The organism is Mesotoga sp. BH458_6_3_2_1, from assembly GCF_003664995.1.
Taxonomy (GTDB): Bacteria; Thermotogota; Thermotogae; order Petrotogales; family Kosmotogaceae; genus Mesotoga.
Map to the genome: position 1 here is coordinate 17730 of NZ_JFHL01000024.1, position 17022 is coordinate 34751.

Below are 17022 nucleotides of genomic sequence, written 5' to 3' on the forward strand. Positions count from 1 at the left end.
AGTGAAGAGATGGATTTAGTTTACGATGTTGTAGTTGTTGGCGGTGGCGTAGCTGGCGTTGCGGCAGCCATTGCAGCCTCCAGAATTGGAGCTAGAGTGCTCCTTCTGGAGAAAGACATGTCATTTGGAGGGGTACTAACTTCTGCTTTGGTAAATCCGATGATGACCTTTCATTCACCTGCAAGACAGGTGATAGGTGGAATAGGCCAAGAGATAATCGATAGGCTCGTTTCAGTACAAGGAAGTTATGGTCACATAGATGATCCCATAGGTTTTGTGAAGTCGATCACACCATTCGATCCCGAAAAAATGAAATCATCACTAATTGAAATGCTTGTAGAGGAAGGCGTAGACTTTCTGTTCAACTCACTTGTCGCAAGTGTATCGAGAGAGGGGGACTCAATATCAACAATAACAACTGAAAGCACTGGCGAGAAGAACAGAGTTAATGCACAGGTTTTCATCGATTCAACGGGTGGGGGAAATCTTTCTATTCGTGCAGGAGCTTATTACAACATTGGAGACGGTAGCCCTTCCAGCTGCCAGCCAATGACACTGGTGATGAGAATTGGAGGTGTTAATCGAGAAGAGATTGTTTCTTATGTCAATGGAAACAGAGATGATTTTGTTATCAATGAGCATACCGACCTGAGCTATCTGGGAATTGCCGGTTTCTTCAGCTTCATGAATAGAATTGACGATTATGGAATATCCTTCAAAAGAGACAGGCTTCTGTTCTTCGAGATCCCCTATCATCCCGGTCAGATATTTATGAACACAACGAGATATCCTGGTTATGCAAACACGAGCAAAGAACTTACTAAGGCTCAAAGCATTGGAAACATAGATGTTTGGAGATTCATGAATTTTCTTAAGAAAGAGATTCCCGGATTTGAAAACTCATTCCTGATTCAAACAGGCTGTCACATCGGAGTTAGAGAGACTACTCACATCGTTGGGGATTACGTTCTGAAAACGAATGACTTGATCGATAGAAAACCTTTTGATGACAGTATCGCCGTTGGATCATATCCGATCGATATTCATTTGCCCGGTTCGGCAGAGTTGAAGACGATCTCAATTCCTTACCCCGGCGAATACCATATTCCAATGCGTTCGCTAATCCCAAAGGGCTTAGCAAATGTCATTCTTGCCGGGAGAGCAATCAGTGCAGATCATACGGCCTTTTCCGCAGTCAGAACCAGCCCTCTTGCAACCGCAACCGGCATGGCTGCAGGTATTACTGCGGCACTCGCTGTGAAACACAGAAGACTTGTCAGAGATGTGAACATCGACCTGATACGGAGGGAGATCGTTGAAATGGGAGGGATCCTTTGAAAACAGTAGTTGTTCCAATGGATGATAGACCCCCAAACTACCTGCTGGTTTCCAAGATAGCAGATCTGAATTGTCTGGAGATCGAATTGCCAGATAAGAACCTGCTCGGAAGATATTTGAGGCCGGGAAATTGCGAGGAACTGGCCCGATGGATGCTTTCAAGAGAGGCAGACAGATTCATAGTCTCCGTCGATATGCTTTCTTATGGCGGTCTAATAGCCTCAAGGGAAGATGGGATCAGCACGAGAACAGCTATCGACAGACTTAGCTCGGTGAGAGAACTGAGGAGAAGATTCCCAAATGCTGAAATTCTCCTTTCCTCAATTGTCAGAAGAGCATCTGTCTCCGTTTCGTCGGCTGGCTCTAAGGAACTTTGGACGATGCTCAACAACTATCTATGGCTCTCAGGAAATGAAAGAATCAAAGAAGCCGAGGCCGTAGAGGCCGAACTACCCAGAGGATTTGTCGGCAGATATCGTGAACTCCGCTTGAGAAATCACGAGGTGAATAAGGAGTGTCTGAAGCTTGTTAAAGCAGGTTGTGCAGATCTTCTAGTATTAGCTCAAGAAGATACTTTTCAGCATGGTCCTCAGGAGAGAGAACTGGCTATTCTTGAAGATATGGCGAAAGACTATGTCATAGACGACCGCGTGTTCATACATAACGGCGCAGATGAAGTGATTCAGGAGATGCTTTCTTACAGACGAGACCAAGAGTACCCCATGGAAGTCATTTATGACTCACCAGAGACAAGAGAAAAAATCATGGATTTCGAGGACAGAGAGTTTGGGAAGAACGTAGAATCTCATATGAAGTTTCTTGGGATGCGACAGTCTTCCGGTTCTTCAACCGGGATTCTGGTTGCTGGCACAAAAATAGACAATTCGATTGAAGCTCTCAAAAATCTCAGTGAGCGGAAGCAGCGGGTCTTCATTCTAGACGTTTTTTGTGCAAACGGTTCTAGTCATTCTTTTGTTGATGCTTACCTGGGTCTGGATCTGAAGAACATCTGGGGATACTCCGCCTGGAATACAGCTTCAAACAGTCTGGGGACTCTTCTTTCTCTGGCCGCCACCTCCAGCTCTTGGGAAGTGGAAAGGAAGGCTTTTACCGAGTTTTACATCTCGCGGCTTCTTGACGACCATCTTTACCAGGGTATTCTCAGAAACACTTTGGAGAGAATGGTCGATGAATCAGGTGGCGACATATACAAAGTCAGCAAATCCAAGGGACTCTTTGAAGACTTCAGAGACAATCTCTTTATGCCTAAAGCAGAAGAGTTCCTTGATAGATTCATTCGTGGGAGGAAACTTGACATTTTCGATTTCTCCTCTTCAGAGAATCGAATATCGATTGAGAAATTCATCCTCCCGTGGGACAGAACTTTTGAATGCGAAATAGAAGTAATGATTCGCTGAACGAAATCTTGTCTAATCCTAAGTGAAGGGGGTATCTCCAGTGAAAAAGAAAGTGGCAATTGTAGGAGCAGGTGTTTGGGGAAGAACTCATGCATTTCTATATAAGGAACATCCAGAGGTTGAACTGGTGGGAATTTGCGATCAGAACGTAGAGAGAGCCGAAAAGTTCGCTGATGAATTCAGTATCCCACGAGTCTTTCCAGACCATAGGACAATGCTGGATGGGCTTGACTTTGACGCAGTATCGATTGTCACTCCGGATTTCGCTCATGGTGCGATTGTGGTAGACTGCGCAAATGCCGGAAAGGATATCCTCGTCGAGAAACCAATTGCAACAACAAGAGAGGACCTCATCAGGATATCTGAGGCGGTGAGCGAGAACAACGTAAGGATCATGACCGATCTTCACAATCGATGGAGCCCTCCCTTTGCAGTGGCCAAGAAGATGATTGATGATGGTGAGCTCGGCAGCCCCGTCAGCGCCTATTTCAGGTTGAATGACGTTCTCTGGGTCGCAACAGACATGCTCCCATGGTCGAGTAAATCATCTATTCTATGGTTCTTGGGTAGCCATTCGGTAGATACATTAAGATGGTTTTTCGGCGACGAGGTCGAGACTGTTTACTCTGTCAGTTCTTCAGGCGTCCTTAAGAATCTGGGGCTTGATACAACCGACATCTATCAAACAATTCTGACCTTCAGAAACGGTTGTATAGCATCGATGGAGAACAGCTGGATAACGCCCAACACAAATCCTTGCGTGAACGACATAAAATTCAACTTCACGGGTAGTAAAGGAATGGTTAACCTTGATCTAAGCAACAACCAGATGATCGAGTACTTCACTCAGAACGAGAGCAAGCATCCTGATGTGCTGGTAAACCATTTTGTCCACGGCAAGGCGAAAGGCTTTGCATATGAGAGTATTCGACATTTCATCGACTGTCTGGTGACTGGAGAGGAGTTCCTCATAAAGCTGGATGACGCCATCAACACCTCGCTTGTAGTTCTTTCGATTCTCGAGTCTGCCGAGAAGAGTATTCCGGTGAAGGTTAAATACCTAAATTCAGACTGAGAAAGCAATGCTCCAGCATCAGCTTTTCGGTTAACTGAATTCCATAGTTCAATATTCTACAAACGGGCGGAGTCTCCGAATCCCTTGTTCTTAAGGACTCTCCCTTGTTCTTAAGGACTCATAGAGATTCTCTCTGAAATGAGTGTGCCACTATGTATGACTACGCATCTCGGATTCGGCTGAAGGCCTGCAACCGTTATTTAGTAAGGGAGATACTAGATTGTGCTCCAACTTTGTTGACCAGTAATCATAAGATATTTCGAGTAAAAAGTACGAAGTTGTATGTATCACTTGTCTACTCGTTTCATTTATTTCGGCTTTCCGATTGACTCGCTTCATGCAGATCTCTGTTCAAGAGAAGCAAATTCAAAACCCCTCCTCTGTATGCAGAGTTATCACAATTATCCTGAGCGCCGCTGCCATGGGCACAGAGCCTTTACAGCTCGTCATAAAACTTGAGGATCTTAAGCGCCCTCAGAGTCAACCACTTGGATGGCTTTCCCTTTTCTTCAACGGCAACAAGCATCTTGTCATTGAATGAGTTCTGCATCTTCCAGAATCCTTCATTGTTTCTCTTGTTTGCCACGATTCTAATTGCATCCTCGAGCCTGGGATCTTTGATTCCCAGCTCGGCAAAAATCTCCAGCAGTTCCAGCAAGTCCGTCTGATACATCAGGGGAAAACCGAATCTCAGCCAACCGGGCTTTGCTACTTTCTCGAGATCGTGGCTTTTCTTGTATATGTGGTGAATAAGAAAATACTCGACCAATTGCTCGATCTTCTCTCTTACTGACTTACTTCGCCTGTCATCGGGAATCGCCGCCAGGGCCTTCAAAGCCTTTGCAACGCCCAAGTGGCATGAGTGGCGTCCCCAGCATGCTTCATATCTCTCGTATACCTTTCCGGAAGGTGGTTCTTCAATACCGTCGTCTGCTCGCTGATAGGAGCAGATCCAGTCGATGGCTCTCTGCACTCTGCTGTCTTCAATGAAACCTAGCCTGATTAGTGAATAGACCATGTTACCTGTTAAACAGGGGATTACCCCGCTCGGGAGGCCCGTCTTGGTCTTCGCGCTTTGAGTATATGAAAAACCCCCTTGCTCGAATTCCTGAGAGCAACTCAAGATGAATTCACAGGCCTTCTTCACTCGCTCATTCTTCGGATCTGCCCTCATCTCGGCAAGAATTACGAGATTCCAGACCGTTCCACGATACTTATCGGTGTAAAACCTTTCGGGTTTGCCCCAGGAACCGTCTTCGTTCTGGAGATCTAGCAGGGCAGGCACCACGCCAATCGTCATTATCGCCTCTTTCGCGCCCATGACTTCAGCTTCGTCTTCTGATCGATCCATGAGAGAACTCAGCGTCAAATATCTGACTGAAGGGTTCTCTTCTTCTAGAAGCCAATCAAGAACCTTGTCCGCCATGCCAATTCCTCCGATTCTGCCTCAACCGATCTATTATATGTCGTTTTCGACTCTTGAAGACCGATTTTTACTCTTTGTATCAAACTGTCTCCATAAGTCAGGGGTTGAATGAGATCAAGAAAGTCCGATCTGTTATCATTATTGCGAAAGACAGCTGGAGGTGCGAAATGGAAACAAGAAGGATTGACAGCTCTTACAAAGACAAAATCGTAGAGATCTTCCTGATGTCATTCGAATACTTCGAACCGGAAGAGAGCGAGTTCTTCTTTTCAGATCCATCCCTCTGGGAATATGTCTGGGGCGCATTCGACGAAGAGAAGTTAGTTGCCGCATACATAAGCTACAAATATCTCGCGAAAATCCGTACCAAACCTTTTGAATGCAGGTACGTCGAGGCCGTGGCCACACTGCCCGAATATCGCAGAAGGGGTATAACAAAAGCAATTCTCTTGAGGGATATACAGGAGACTCTGAAAAGCGGAGTAAACATTATTATGCTCGATCCTTTCAAGCATGACTTCTACGTAAGGCTGGGGTTCGGGCTTGGCTTCGAGAGTCTTGAACTGACCTTCGATTTCTCTCTTCTTTCAGATGAACTGGAAGACGACGATCTCAAAATAGTTTCCGGCAAGCTACTAAACAATGAAGAGATGAAAACGTTGATTGAAGAGGCCCGGAAAGTCCTGTGGGAAACCTCTCGTTACACCGAGGCGCTGGAAATTGCCGCTTGCAGTCAGGAGATATTCCACAAGAAGGAGCTGTTTGGAGTCGTAGCCATCGATGCCAATGGCTCACCTCATGGAATGATGGTCTACAGTAAGAAGGAGAGAAAGATGCTTATAGAGAGCTTCTCCTTCGTCGATCTTGCAGGATTATTCGCGCTGAAGAGATTCATACTAAGTCATAGGGACCAGATTGCAACTTTCGAAATGAGGACAATGCCGCCAGATTTTCCAATAGAACTCTTCTTCCATTCGAGATGGCAGGCCGGAAAAGAGCTCAAGATGATAGATGCCTCATCAAGAATGGTAAGAATCCTTCATCCGCTTCCAGTAATTTCGAAGCTCATGGATAGGTCCGTTCGCGGAAATGTTGTTTTGAAGGTGAAAGACGAACTACTCTCCCAGAATAACTGCAAAATCCTGGTCGGAAACGGGAAAGCAGAGATAACTGAAGCAACAGAGGATTTCCAGATAGCGATTTCGGACCTCGTTCCGCTTTTGACAGGGAGGCTTTCGGCCACCAGGCTCTGGAGACTTGGAAAGCTCCTGACCGGCTCGTGGAAGAACATCCCCTGGGGAATCTCTGAAGTTCCGGAGAAGGTTAGCATTCTCGACTCGATCTTCCCAGAAATCATAACGCATAACGCTGTGTAAGAAACTCCCAGCTGATTGATCTGAAGAGGTGATCTGAATGAGAGGAAAGCCGGTAATAGTTGAAGAATACAGTACTGCTTGGCCTAGACTGTTCAGGGAGGAAGCAGAGCGGATTTCTGCCTCACTAAATGAGTTTCAGAAGACGATAGAACATATAGGAAGCACGGCCGTCCCGGGGCTTCAGGCAAAACCGGTAATCGACATTATGATTGGCGTATCATCACTTGAACAAGCCGACTCCTGCGTGCCATTCATTGAAAGAACGGGCTATCTTTACAGACCCGAGCACGAGGATTCAATGCCTGAGAGAAGATACTTTGAAAGATCCGGCAATGAGATTGACTACCACGTACACATGGTCGTTTTTGGGAGCAAGTTTTGGAAAGAACACATCTTCTTCAGGGACTATTTGCGCGAAAACCCAGAGGCCTTACAACAATATGCCGCGCTCAAGAAGGAGCTCGCCGAACAATTCAGAGACACCAGAGAAGCTTATACAAATGGCAAGGCCGAGTTCATCCAGGGGATACTGAAACGGCAGAAGGATTGATGTCAGGTCCCGCCTGCTTGATGGCATAGGATTGCGTTTTCCCGTTAAATAAGAAGACCCGCTCTCGCTACTTGCTGATAAATCGTATGCCTCTTTTGGACTTGCCTCCACAACACTCATGTACGCTTCGCAAGAAACACCTGACAACTATTGTCACGAAAGACGACCAGTCTACCGGTCACTAATACGAGAATCTGCAGAGTATAGAGGTCACTTTCCTGCATTGATTTACATGATTAGTCATAGGAAAACCGCGGATACTTGCATAATTCTTTCGAGAGCGGCTTCTTTGGCTTTCAATAATCCAGCGAACTTTACGCTAATGTTAAAAATGGAGTCTGTCCCCGAAAAAGGGGGGTGTCTCGATGCAGTTAGCTCCTTTCGAGAGCATAAAGAGCAGCGTACAGTCCGCTCATCAACTGTATCTGAACGAGTTTCTTTATGGGGATTGTTGTGTATTCGAGTTCCTTCTCCAGTTTGTCGCTCATATCCTTCATGTGTTTATATGCTTTCTCTGCGGCAGCTTTGAATTCTTCGTCATTCGTCTTCTCGTAGTTTAGAAGCATGATCCTTCTGAGCATTCCCCACAGGAGCATCTTGTAGGTCTTGGAGACCTGCTGGTTGTCGAAGGCTTCGGCCACAGTCGCTTTCTTTTCCAGCTCCTTGGCTGTCTTTGCCCAGTTCTCCTGAACGGGAAGGTGCTTCTCGGAGGATTCAAGAAAGTCGTCGAGAGCTGTACGGAGCGGAGTATCTACTATTAGCCTGTCTTTCAGCGGGAAGTAGATCTCCCTTATCTTCTGGTCCTCTTTCTTGGTGTCTTCGAGATTGGCCAGAATAAGATCCCTCCTGATGGACTCCGTTTCGGAAAGATCTTCAATCTTTGGATTGTAATAATACGGGACTTCACATACCAGTTCAAATACCTTTTCGTTGAACTGTTTTCCGTACTCATAGCTGCAGGTACCTGCCTTTCCGATTATCTCTGCAGGATCCCTGTCGGTATTGGCTGCGTAGTAATCGTATGTATCTCTCATAGTCGGCATCTTGTAGACGGCCTCGGCGAATTTGACCGCATACGGCATCTCCGGTTCGCCAAGCGCCGCCGGGATATCCTGGTCTTCATAGGCCTTCTCGAATATCGGATGCAGAATCGGAGCATCGTCGGATATGTAGTTGTAGACACCGCCAAAACCGGCATTGTGAAGGCTGTATATAAAGATCGGCTTGACCTCTTCGATAATGTTCATCAATGCTCTCGTCTCGGGAATCGGATCGTTGTTGTCGAGAGTTTTGTACTTTATGGGGAAGGTCCATTCAACCTGCTGAAAACTCGCCGGTCTGTAGAAATTCAGCGCGTAGTTCAGGGGAGTGTAGGGCCCTCTGAACCAGCCCTCGTTTAATTTCGCCCCATCGTTGTCGGCTACCTTGACTACGTACCAGCTCACGTCCTTGAAGGAATTTCTGAAGGCCTCGTTTTCGACGAGCTGTTGAGAAAGATAGTCGAGCATCATGCTTCCTATCGGTTCGTTAGGATGGGGAAAGCCGTACATAAGTACCGCCCTGGAACCGTTGCCGATCTTTAGACAATAGATCGCATCTCCTGCCATCGATTCACCTATCTTGTAGAAGCTGGCAAGATCGGGGTATTGTTCCGCGAGTTTCCTGCTCGACTCGTTAAGCTCGTCGACCGTTTTGAAGTATTCGTACTCCGGTACATTCTTGATTACCGCCTTTATTGAGTCCATGACTACCCCCTTTATTTAGAGACAGACAGACTGCCTGCCGTTGTAGATTGCTCGAAACTCTGGTCAATTAACAGCGAAGCTCTTGTCGACCGTCTTTCCGGAAAGAATTCTTGGCCGGGTCTTTCTTGAGAAGACCATGTTAAGTATAACTCGTTCTAATATGAAAAAAACCCCCGAACGAATCGAGGGTTCTTGGTCGGGGCGACTGGACTTGAACCAGCGACCTTCTGCGCCCCATGCAGACACGCTTCCAACTGCGCTACGCCCCGTACTCGAAGATTCTATCACAGTTGGGATAACCTTTCAAGAGCAGAACGACGCCCAGGGCAACTTTCAGACAATGAAAATTGGCTATGCAGGCTACTCCCTGACCTCGAAGGTTAGGAAGTCTATCTCTATGCCACCGTTGTCGGAATCATTCAGTCTGAAGTCGTAGAATCCGGTATCCCAGGGAGCGGTAAATACAATCAAACCGTCTGTCATGCCACCGACGTAAGCATACTGAACGTCGTGCAGGTCGTTTTCCGACTCGCTTCCATGTGGAATATCCGAGGGGATGATTCCGATCCAGGCGTAAGACCCGAGTCCCGAAGTCCCGAAGAAATAGAGATTGATCTCTTCACCGGGAACGAAAGCGACTTTGTCGAGACTCATATACTTGGATTCCAAAGGTAACTCATCGTCTGCAACGTATACCAGACTCTCGATTTCATCGAGATAGAATTCGTAGATTGAACCGTCCTTCAAAGTAATAACCAGCAATCCACTTGCAAACGCCGTAACACACAATGCCGCAATCATAAGAAAAGCAAGCGTCTTTTTCATGCTGCACCTCCTCTGTGCTAATTCTCTCACAACTGGTCAAACAGAAGGCTGTAGTTTCATACCTCCCTCAACAATCTTTGCGCTTGACCACCAATTAGCAAATCGTGATTTCAAAGCCAGAATTGATTCTCGGTTGCTTTCAAAACCACTGAACAAGAATCGCTTCGTGAAAGAGTGACAATAGTTCATAGATGCCAATGTGGTCAAAATCAAGTGCAATTCAGATGCTATAATATATGTTAGATGAATATAGGTAAGGAGGTAGTTTCGTGAAAATCGCTATTCCAACAATTGATAATAACGGTCTAAAATCGAGGATTTCGGAGCATTTCGGTCATTCTCCGTTCTTTGCATTCGTAACTGTTGAGAACAACGAGATTGTCTCTCACGAAATCGAAGCAAATCCTTTTGAACAGCACGAGCCGGGCGAAATTCCGGGCTACGTGAAGAGTAAAGGCGCCGATGTGATAATAACAAGAGGCATGGGCGGTCGGGCAATACAGTTCTTCGAGACGCTGGGCGTTCACGCAATTACAGGAGCCAGCGGAACAATCGAAGAGCTAGTAAAAACCTACATTGAAGGCGAACTTTCAAGTGTTGAATACGAGCCCGAAGACCGCGGAAAGTTCCATGATCATTAAGTGGAGCCCATTATGAGAAATATGAGGGGAAGACGGATGGGAATGGGCAGGTCATGGATCGAGCTGTATCTGCTTCTTCTTATCGCTGAAAAACCCGCCCACGGTTATGAGCTTTCTTCCAGGATAAACGACTTCGAGATCCCAATCTTCGGTGTCGGTCAGATGGGAAGCCTTTACCGCGTGCTGGGCAGTCTGGAAGAGATGGAGCTTATAACCTCTGAATGGGACACAGAGGACACGGGCCCGGCAAAGAAGAACTACAAGATCACAAAGGCCGGCCTCGAATACCTGAAAACATCGGAGATCAAAATAAAGAGATTCAGGGAGAACATCGACAAGTTTCTTGAAAGGCTGAACGACCTGAACAGAATATAAAGCCCTGCATCGCAGGGCTTTACTTTATGTAAGCAGCCGGATTGTCGAACAGCTTGAACAGCCCGCCAGTGTGTGTGAAAACGACTCTCTTTCCGGCGAATCTCTCCTTTGAGATCTGAAGCATTCCTCTGAAGGCCTTTGCCGTATACACAGGGTCAAGGAAGAAAGCTCGCTCCCTCGCAAGGTTCTTGATAAGCTCTGTATCCTCTTCTGAAGGCACGGCATAAGCGGGTCCCGAGAAGTCGTCGATTATTTCGACATCTTTATCGTCTATCGATACGTCTATTTCGTACTCCTTCATCTCTCCGATCAGTCTCTTTGTCTTTTCCACGAAGAGTGAGGAAGGATCCTTCGTGACGTTAATGCCTATGACTTCGGTGTTGTAACCCAGCGTCCTGAGTCCTGCCAGAATTCCCGCATAGGTTCCGGCGCTGCCGACCGCTGTGAATATGGCTTCAACATGATCGAGATTTATCTGGCCCGAGAGCTCTTTGACGGCGTCCACATATCCCCTTGCACCAAGAGCGTTTGAGCCGCCCTCGGGGATCAGGTAGACTCTACCACCCTTTTTCTCGTATTCTTCCTTCTTCGTTGCGAAGATCTCATCTATTCTCGAATACTCCTCCTTGGTCACATAATGGATGTCGCTTCCCACCAAGGTATCTAGAAGGACGTTCCCCTGAGGAATCTCCATCGGCCTTCCCCTGAGGAAGAGAACTGGCTGCATTCCAAGCGACCTCGCAGCCATCGCCGTCGCCCTGCAGTGATTCGACTGAATACCCCCGCAGGTGAATACCGTGTCTACTTTCTTTTCTAGAGCATCTTTCATGAGATACTCGAGCTTCCTGATCTTGTTTCCACTCGTGATGAAGCCGGTCAACTCATCATGCTTGCAGAAGAGTTCGAACGGAAGGCCGAGGTTCTCCTCGATCCATTCAAGCCTGCTTACAGGTGTCACGCAGTTAATGAACTTCAGTTTCAAGATCTCACCCCCTACTCTTTCTTTCGTGTATATTAGAGACTATTTTATTCAGCTTTTCAATTCGCTCCCACGACGGCGGATGCGAGTAATAAAGGGCAGCGTACATAGGATGCGGACTGAGGTTCGACAGATTCGACACGGAGAGGTTCTTCAGGGCTCCGATCATCGGTTGCGGATTACCTGTAATCTGCGCCGCATACCTGTCGGCCTCGAATTCCCATTTCCTGCTTATGAACGAGTCTATCCAGTCAAGGACCGTGAAGATCGAAGACAGGAAGATCCCCGCATAAAGCAGAATCGTGTATTTCTCTGAGATTCCGAAGATGCCGGCAACGGTGTCGCTCTCGACGATCAGCCATAAAAGGAATACGGCGAAAACCGTAACCGCGTTAGATAATAGCATCCCCTTGAGTATGTGTTTACGCTTGAAGTGACCGGCCTCATGGGCGAAGATCGCCTCTATCTCTTCAGAAGAATGCTTCTCGAGAAGGCTGTCGTACAGGACTATCCTCTTTGCCCTTCCGATACCCGTGAAGAAGGCATTCGTATGGCCGGTTTTTCTCGATGCATCCATAACGAGGATCGACTTGACTGCAAAACCAGATCTCTCGGCAATCGCTCTAATCCTTTTCATAAGATCCTCATCTTCGAGAGGCTTCAGCTTGTAGAAGAGGGGAAGAATGATTGTAGGGAAGATCAGCTGAGTGAGCAGCTCAAATGCAATCACTCCGATAAGCAAGTAGACCCACCAGTACGTGAACGAGTCGATAGCTAGAAGCGCAAGATAAATGAGCGGAATTCCGATTAGCGCAACCAGAAGCAGAACTTTCAATTTATCAACAACAAACGTCTTTGGTGTCGTCCGATTGAAACCATATCTGTTCTCCAAAACGAATGTCGAGTAAATCGAAAAGGGGAGAGAGATCACGAAGGAAATTGCGGCGATCAAGATGAAGAAGATGAGGCCGCGCATCGCAAAGCCCTCCGCCAATTTCGTTGAAAGGGATTCGATTGCCCTGAATGCCCAGAAGATCCCTAAACTCAGTACCAGAAGGTTCACGACAGAAGAGACCATGACAAGAATTCCCTTGGCTCTCGTATATTCCACAGACTTTTCGATGAGATCATCATTGAAGACGTCTCGCAAGTTATCTGGAAGTGAGACCTTAGATAGCTTCGAATTCCTATAGTTGAGGGACAGCAAAAAGAGTTCGAAGAAAGCGATTACATAGACAACGAGAAGAAAGATTGTCTCAAAGCTATTCATCAACTTCTCTCTCTCTTAAATACTCTTCGACCTCGTCTTTGTCCAGTTTCCGGATCTGCCCTTCAACCACCGGCCTGAATTCCTCTGTTTCGTGAAGCGCCTCTCCCAGAGGGCATCTCTTCTCCGGGTTCTCCAAGAGGTAGTTCATAAGGCCGTCTTTGTCCTTGAAAATCTTATAGAAGACCTTCGCTCCATCTGTGAGTTCGTAGATGCCGCAAGGCCCATTGAATAGCGCTTCGGCTGCCCGGAGGTAAAGCATTGCGTCATTGAAAGAACTGAAGGAGGATCGGGGACCGTGTCTTTCCCGTTCATCGTCCTCCATGCAAATCGCCCTGCCACACGTGGAGCAGACATATTGAACATGGTTCGTCAGGCAATCTTCGGGGTTCTTAAGTGGCGTCGCCCTGTTGTCATTAGAGAAGCATTCGGGACATTTCAACTCACTCACCTCCAATATACTATTTTACGACATTGTGGCGATCTCTGTAACCCTCTGTTCCGGTGAATCTGTAATGAAATTTACATTGACTCCTCCATCCATTAGATTATAGAACCCTTAGTACAAGTAGCCCTTACATGCCGGTGATGTTATTATTGTCTCTGGAGGCGATCAGGTGGTAGACATCTTTGCCGGGTGGTTTTCGGCCCTCGGACTCAGTGAGACTTTCGACTTGGTACTGGCCAACATAGTTGTTGGAATAATCATGATAGTCGTGGCCTTTCTCTCGAAATTCCTCTTCGAGAAGCTCCTGATAAAGCCCATAGAAATCATAGTCAGAAAGTCCGCGTTCAAGTGGGACGATCATCTAATCAAACACAAACTTCTCTATAAGATAGCACTGATGATACCTGCAATAGTTATCGCTCTCTTCGCCCGGGCATTTCCTGCGATAGAGGGCTTGATCTACAAGCTGGTTACAACATACTTGATATTCATTTCGGCTGTCGTTGTTGACGCCTTCCTCGACGTCTTCACAAGCGCCTACCAGTCTCTCGAGACCTCCAGAGACAAGCCGATAAAGAGCTATATGACCGTAGTCAAGATCATGATATACATAGTGGCCGGAGTCATTGCGGTATCCGTGCTGACCGAAATCTCTCCATGGGGTATTCTGAGTGGAATTGGAGCAATGACGGCCGTTCTTCTGGTAGTGTTCAGAGATTCGCTTCTGGGACTGGTCGCCAGCATCCAGATTTCAAAGAACAATCTCGTCAGTATAGGCGACTGGATAGAGGTTCCGAAATTCCAGGCCGACGGAGACGTCATAGATATTACACTTACCACTATCAGGATCCAGAACTGGGACAAGACGATCACCACAATACCCTCCTACGCCTTGATCTCTGAATCCTTCAAGAACTGGAAGGGAATGTTTCAGGCCGGGGGAAGGCGTATCAAGAGATCGGTATTTATAGACAACTCCTCGATTCGCTTTTTAGACGACGAATTGTTCGACCGGCTTTACAGAATCGAGATTCTGAGACCTTATCTCGAAAGCAGGAAGAAAGAGATCGAGAAATTCAACACGGAGAACGAGATAGATGTGAGCGAACCGGTCAACGGCAGAAGGATGACGAATATTGGGACCTTTAGAGCATATGTGACCGCCTATCTCCGAAACCATCCCGGAACCAACAAAGACATGATAATCATGGTCAGACAGCTTCAGCCGGCAGACACCGGACTTCCACTTGAGATTTACTGCTTCAGCAAGGATACCTCCTGGGTAAACTATGAGTCATTACAGTCTGACATCTTCGATCACATCTTTGCCTCCATGCCTCACTTCGGGCTGCGCTTCTTCCAGAACCCGTCAGGGAGAGATGTAAGGGCACTCGGCGATCTCTTTGTGAGCGGCAAGATTTCCGTTCCGCGTCCTGCAGGCGGTGGCAGCTCTGCCACAATCAACAATTACGGGGATAGACCGCTTGATAATCAACAATAGCTTGTCTGCCAGTCTTCTTACTCAGAGGAAATACTCTTCTCTATATTTCCCAGCAGCGCATCGGCAGAGAAGGCAAGAAGGGCGGCAGGAATGGCTCCTTCCAGTATGAAGGCGGGATTCTCCGACACGAGCCCCGCCGTTATGGGCGATCCAAGTCCGCCGGCCCCTATAGTGGCTCCGACGGTCGCCGTCCCGATATTGATAACAACGGATATCCGTATTCCCGACATAATAACCTTCAGCGCGAGAGGAAGCTCGATCTTGAAGAGCACCTGCCAGGAAGACATACCCATGCCGTAAGCCGCTTCGCGGACTTCAGAGGGGATATTCTCGATGCCGGTTATCGTGTTCCTTACTATAGGTAGTAGTCCATATAGCAGCAGAGCCGCCACCGTGGGCTTGAACCCGAATCCAAGTAGAGGAACCGCAAGGGCAAGCACCGCAACGGGAGGAAAGGTCTGTCCGAGAGAGCTGAGATTGGAAACGAGAGGCAGATACTGCCTTCCTAGCGGTCGCGTAACGAGAACGCCGATCGAAATACCTATGACAGTTGCGAGTCCGCTTGACACAATCACCATCCACAGGTGTTCTCCCACGAGTTCCAGCAGGGTACCCCTGGGGTGAAGAACCTCCCTCTCTTCCGGAAAGAGCCATCTTAGAAAGCTCTCCCAGAGCGCCATGTTGGATATGAGCAGAATGAACGCCAGAAGAAATATCCCAAGGATTATCGGTTCTGTCTCTTTTTTTGTGTAAACCCCTTTTTGTAATGGGTTTAGGAATCAGCTTATGTACTTAGCTAATCTTTCATACTTTATCACAAGTTGAGTAAGGATCCTGGACCAATCAAGAGTTCTTACTGTCCATTTCTTTGTTATGTTCATTATTGCTAGATAAGCCATCTTTAAGAGAGAATTGTCTGTTGGAAAGACTCCTTTGTTCTTCGTTACCTTCCTCAGTTGTCTATTAACTGATTCAATGGGATTAGTTGTATAAACCAATCTTCTCAGTTCCTCTGGATATTGAAAGAAGGTTGAGAGAGTTTCCCAGTTATCCTTCCAGCTTTTTATTGACAAGTGGTATTTGTCGCCCCACTTCTCTTCTAGTGCAAGTAATGCATTCCATCCCGCCTCTCTTGTAGGTGCCTGATAAATTGTCTTGAGATCGCGTGCTAGAGGTCTACGATCCCTCCAGGTAACATATCTCATGGTGTTCCTTATCTGGTGAACTATGCACTTCTGAACCTCTGAGAATGGATATACAGCCTCTATGGCTTCTTCCATTCCGCTTAATGCATCTATTGAGAAGATTGCCACGTCTTCAACCCCGCGATTCTTCAATTCGTTGAGAATGCTTAGCCAGTAGCTTGCTCCTTCTGTTTCACTTATCCACATGCCTAGAATGTCTTTGTGGCCATTTAGGGATACTCCTAAGGCTATATAGAGTGCTTTCTTCCTTACCTGGTTGCTTTCAACGACCCTGAAGAATACGGCATCCATGTAGACTATCGCATACGCAGATTCTAATGGTCTGTTTCTCCATTCGGAGACCAGTGGCAGTATCTTGTCCGTTATCCTGCTTACGCTCTCTGCAGACAATCTGGAACCGTAGATATCCTCTATATGACTCTGAATATCTCTTACTGTCATTCCCCTTGCATACATGGAGATTATCTGATCCTCTATACCAGAAATGTCCCTCTGGTGTTTCTTCACAACAACCGGTTCAAATTCACCTTTCCTGTCTCTTGGTATCTCAAGTTCTATTTCTCCGTAATCGCTCCTAACTGTCTTCTTGCTATGTCCATTCCTGGAATTGTCAGTCTCTTTGTTCTTGTAGTCATGCTTCGAATATCCAAGCTCATCTTCCAGTTCTCCTTCAAGCATTTCTTTGATTACGTCACCAAACAATTCCTTCATTGCCTCTTGAACATCTCCGACATCTTCAAATCCATTCTTCTCGATTAACGACTTGATCTTTTCTCTGTCAAATTTCATCTTCTTTTCCCTCCAATCTTCTCTTCCATTCTAGAGGGTTTACACAATCTTCTTTACATACTCG

Annotated in this window: 16 protein-coding genes and 1 tRNA gene; 8 read left to right on the top strand and 9 right to left on the bottom strand. The window is 46.8% G+C overall.

Annotated features, from left to right (window positions below; genetic code table 11):
* Positions 1 to 9: 9 nt before the first annotated feature.
* Genes Y697_RS11325 through Y697_RS11335 form a run of 3 tightly spaced genes read left to right on the top strand, consistent with a single transcriptional unit; the run spans position 10 to position 3831 of the window.
* Positions 10 to 1338 (top strand): FAD-dependent oxidoreductase, encoded by a 1329-nt coding sequence (locus Y697_RS11325; protein ID WP_121551716.1) that lies wholly within the window; start codon positions 10 to 12, stop codon positions 1336 to 1338.
* Positions 1335 to 2756, top strand: a complete 1422-nt coding sequence (locus Y697_RS11330; protein WP_121551717.1) for a DUF4127 family protein — start codon at positions 1335 to 1337, stop codon at positions 2754 to 2756. Before Y697_RS11325 ends, Y697_RS11330 begins: the two co-directional genes overlap by 4 nt.
* Positions 2757 to 2796: 40 nt before the next feature.
* The gene (locus Y697_RS11335; RefSeq protein WP_220665745.1) at positions 2797 to 3831 is read left to right on the top strand and encodes a Gfo/Idh/MocA family protein; all 1035 of its coding nucleotides are present in this window, start codon (positions 2797 to 2799) and stop codon (positions 3829 to 3831) included.
* Positions 3832 to 4267: 436 nt separating this feature from the next.
* Here the strand turns inward: Y697_RS11335 and Y697_RS11340 are convergent, their stop codons facing one another.
* Positions 4268 to 5257 (bottom strand): prenyltransferase/squalene oxidase repeat-containing protein, encoded by a 990-nt coding sequence (locus tag Y697_RS11340; protein ID WP_121551719.1) that lies wholly within the window; start codon positions 5255 to 5257, stop codon positions 4268 to 4270.
* Positions 5258 to 5424: 167 nt separating this feature from the next.
* Between Y697_RS11340 and eis the strand changes: the two genes are divergently transcribed.
* The gene (gene eis / locus Y697_RS11345) at positions 5425 to 6633 is read left to right on the top strand and encodes an enhanced intracellular survival protein Eis (RefSeq protein WP_121551720.1); all 1209 of its coding nucleotides are present in this window, start codon (positions 5425 to 5427) and stop codon (positions 6631 to 6633) included.
* Positions 6634 to 6670: 37 nt separating this feature from the next.
* Complete coding sequence (locus Y697_RS11350) at positions 6671 to 7183, top strand: GrpB family protein (RefSeq protein ID WP_121551721.1); 513 nt, start codon at positions 6671 to 6673, stop codon at positions 7181 to 7183.
* 371 nt (positions 7184 to 7554) lie between these two features.
* On the opposite strand, the gene Y697_RS11355 is transcribed toward Y697_RS11350, so the two are convergent.
* From Y697_RS11355 to Y697_RS11365, 3 genes are all read right to left on the bottom strand, one after another.
* A complete protein-coding gene (locus Y697_RS11355; RefSeq protein ID WP_121551722.1) occupies positions 7555 to 8928 on the bottom strand; it encodes a M14 family zinc carboxypeptidase in 1374 nt (457 codons plus the stop codon).
* A 193-nt stretch (positions 8929 to 9121) separates the two neighbouring features.
* A tRNA-Pro gene (locus Y697_RS11360) sits at positions 9122 to 9197 on the bottom strand.
* Between the two features lie 91 nt (positions 9198 to 9288).
* Positions 9289 to 9753, bottom strand: coding sequence for a hypothetical protein (locus Y697_RS11365; protein ID WP_259462526.1), 465 nt, complete (start codon positions 9751 to 9753; stop codon positions 9289 to 9291).
* A 269-nt stretch (positions 9754 to 10022) separates the two neighbouring features.
* On the opposite strand from Y697_RS11365, the gene Y697_RS11370 reads away from it, so the two are divergent.
* Together Y697_RS11370 and Y697_RS11375 are read left to right on the top strand one after the other, a co-directional pair.
* Positions 10023 to 10394, top strand: a complete 372-nt coding sequence (locus Y697_RS11370) for a NifB/NifX family molybdenum-iron cluster-binding protein (RefSeq protein WP_121551723.1) — start codon at positions 10023 to 10025, stop codon at positions 10392 to 10394.
* A 12-nt stretch (positions 10395 to 10406) separates the two neighbouring features.
* The gene (locus Y697_RS11375; protein ID WP_121551724.1) at positions 10407 to 10769 is read left to right on the top strand and encodes a PadR family transcriptional regulator; all 363 of its coding nucleotides are present in this window, start codon (positions 10407 to 10409) and stop codon (positions 10767 to 10769) included.
* Between the two features lie 19 nt (positions 10770 to 10788).
* Here the strand turns inward: Y697_RS11375 and Y697_RS11380 are convergent, their stop codons facing one another.
* Genes Y697_RS11380 through Y697_RS11390 form a run of 3 tightly spaced genes read right to left on the bottom strand, consistent with a single transcriptional unit; the run spans position 10789 to position 13457 of the window.
* Positions 10789 to 11751, bottom strand: coding sequence for a 1-aminocyclopropane-1-carboxylate deaminase/D-cysteine desulfhydrase (locus Y697_RS11380; protein WP_121551725.1), 963 nt, complete (start codon positions 11749 to 11751; stop codon positions 10789 to 10791).
* A gap of 4 nt (positions 11752 to 11755) precedes the next feature.
* A complete protein-coding gene (locus Y697_RS11385) occupies positions 11756 to 13018 on the bottom strand; it encodes a M48 family metallopeptidase (protein WP_121551726.1) in 1263 nt (420 codons plus the stop codon).
* Positions 13011 to 13457 (bottom strand): hypothetical protein, encoded by a 447-nt coding sequence (locus Y697_RS11390; RefSeq protein WP_121551727.1) that lies wholly within the window; start codon positions 13455 to 13457, stop codon positions 13011 to 13013. The genes Y697_RS11385 and Y697_RS11390 overlap by 8 nt, the downstream gene beginning before the upstream one ends.
* 175 nt (positions 13458 to 13632) lie before the next feature.
* Here Y697_RS11390 and Y697_RS11395 point away from each other — a divergent pair, with 175 nt between their 5' ends.
* Positions 13633 to 14964: a mechanosensitive ion channel family protein gene (locus tag Y697_RS11395; protein ID WP_121551728.1), complete on the top strand. Its 1332-nt coding sequence runs from the start codon at positions 13633 to 13635 to the stop codon at positions 14962 to 14964.
* A gap of 17 nt (positions 14965 to 14981) precedes the next feature.
* Here Y697_RS11395 and Y697_RS11400 read toward each other — a convergent pair whose 3' ends face one another.
* Positions 14982 to 15644: an ABC transporter permease gene (locus Y697_RS11400; protein WP_259462529.1), complete on the bottom strand. Its 663-nt coding sequence runs from the start codon at positions 15642 to 15644 to the stop codon at positions 14982 to 14984.
* A 99-nt stretch (positions 15645 to 15743) separates the two neighbouring features.
* Complete coding sequence (locus tag Y697_RS11405; RefSeq protein WP_014731162.1) at positions 15744 to 16958, bottom strand: IS256 family transposase; 1215 nt, start codon at positions 16956 to 16958, stop codon at positions 15744 to 15746.
* Between the last annotated feature and the right edge of the window lie 64 nt (positions 16959 to 17022).

Excerpts from the sequence above, each read along its gene's own strand:
- Y697_RS11340 (WP_121551719.1), bottom strand. The coding sequence starts at position 5,257 with ATGGCGGACAAGGTTCTTGATTGGCTTCTAGAAGAAGAGAACCCTTCA.
- Y697_RS11365 (WP_259462526.1), bottom strand. The coding sequence starts at position 9,753 with ATGAAAAAGACGCTTGCTTTTCTTATGATTGCGGCATTGTGTGTTACG.
- Y697_RS11375 (WP_121551724.1), top strand. The coding sequence starts at position 10,407 with ATGAGAAATATGAGGGGAAGACGGATGGGAATGGGCAGGTCATGGATC.
- Y697_RS11405 (WP_014731162.1), bottom strand. The coding sequence starts at position 16,958 with ATGAAATTTGACAGAGAAAAGATCAAGTCGTTAATCGAGAAGAATGGA.
- Y697_RS11350 (WP_121551721.1), top strand. The coding sequence starts at position 6,671 with ATGAGAGGAAAGCCGGTAATAGTTGAAGAATACAGTACTGCTTGGCCT.
- Y697_RS11400 (WP_259462529.1), bottom strand. The coding sequence starts at position 15,644 with ATGGCGCTCTGGGAGAGCTTTCTAAGATGGCTCTTTCCGGAAGAGAGG.
- Y697_RS11385 (WP_121551726.1), bottom strand. The coding sequence starts at position 13,018 with ATGAATAGCTTTGAGACAATCTTTCTTCTCGTTGTCTATGTAATCGCT.
- Y697_RS11355 (WP_121551722.1), bottom strand. The coding sequence starts at position 8,928 with ATGGACTCAATAAAGGCGGTAATCAAGAATGTACCGGAGTACGAATAC.
- Y697_RS11325 (WP_121551716.1), top strand. The coding sequence starts at position 10 with ATGGATTTAGTTTACGATGTTGTAGTTGTTGGCGGTGGCGTAGCTGGC.
- eis (WP_121551720.1), top strand. The coding sequence starts at position 5,425 with ATGGAAACAAGAAGGATTGACAGCTCTTACAAAGACAAAATCGTAGAG.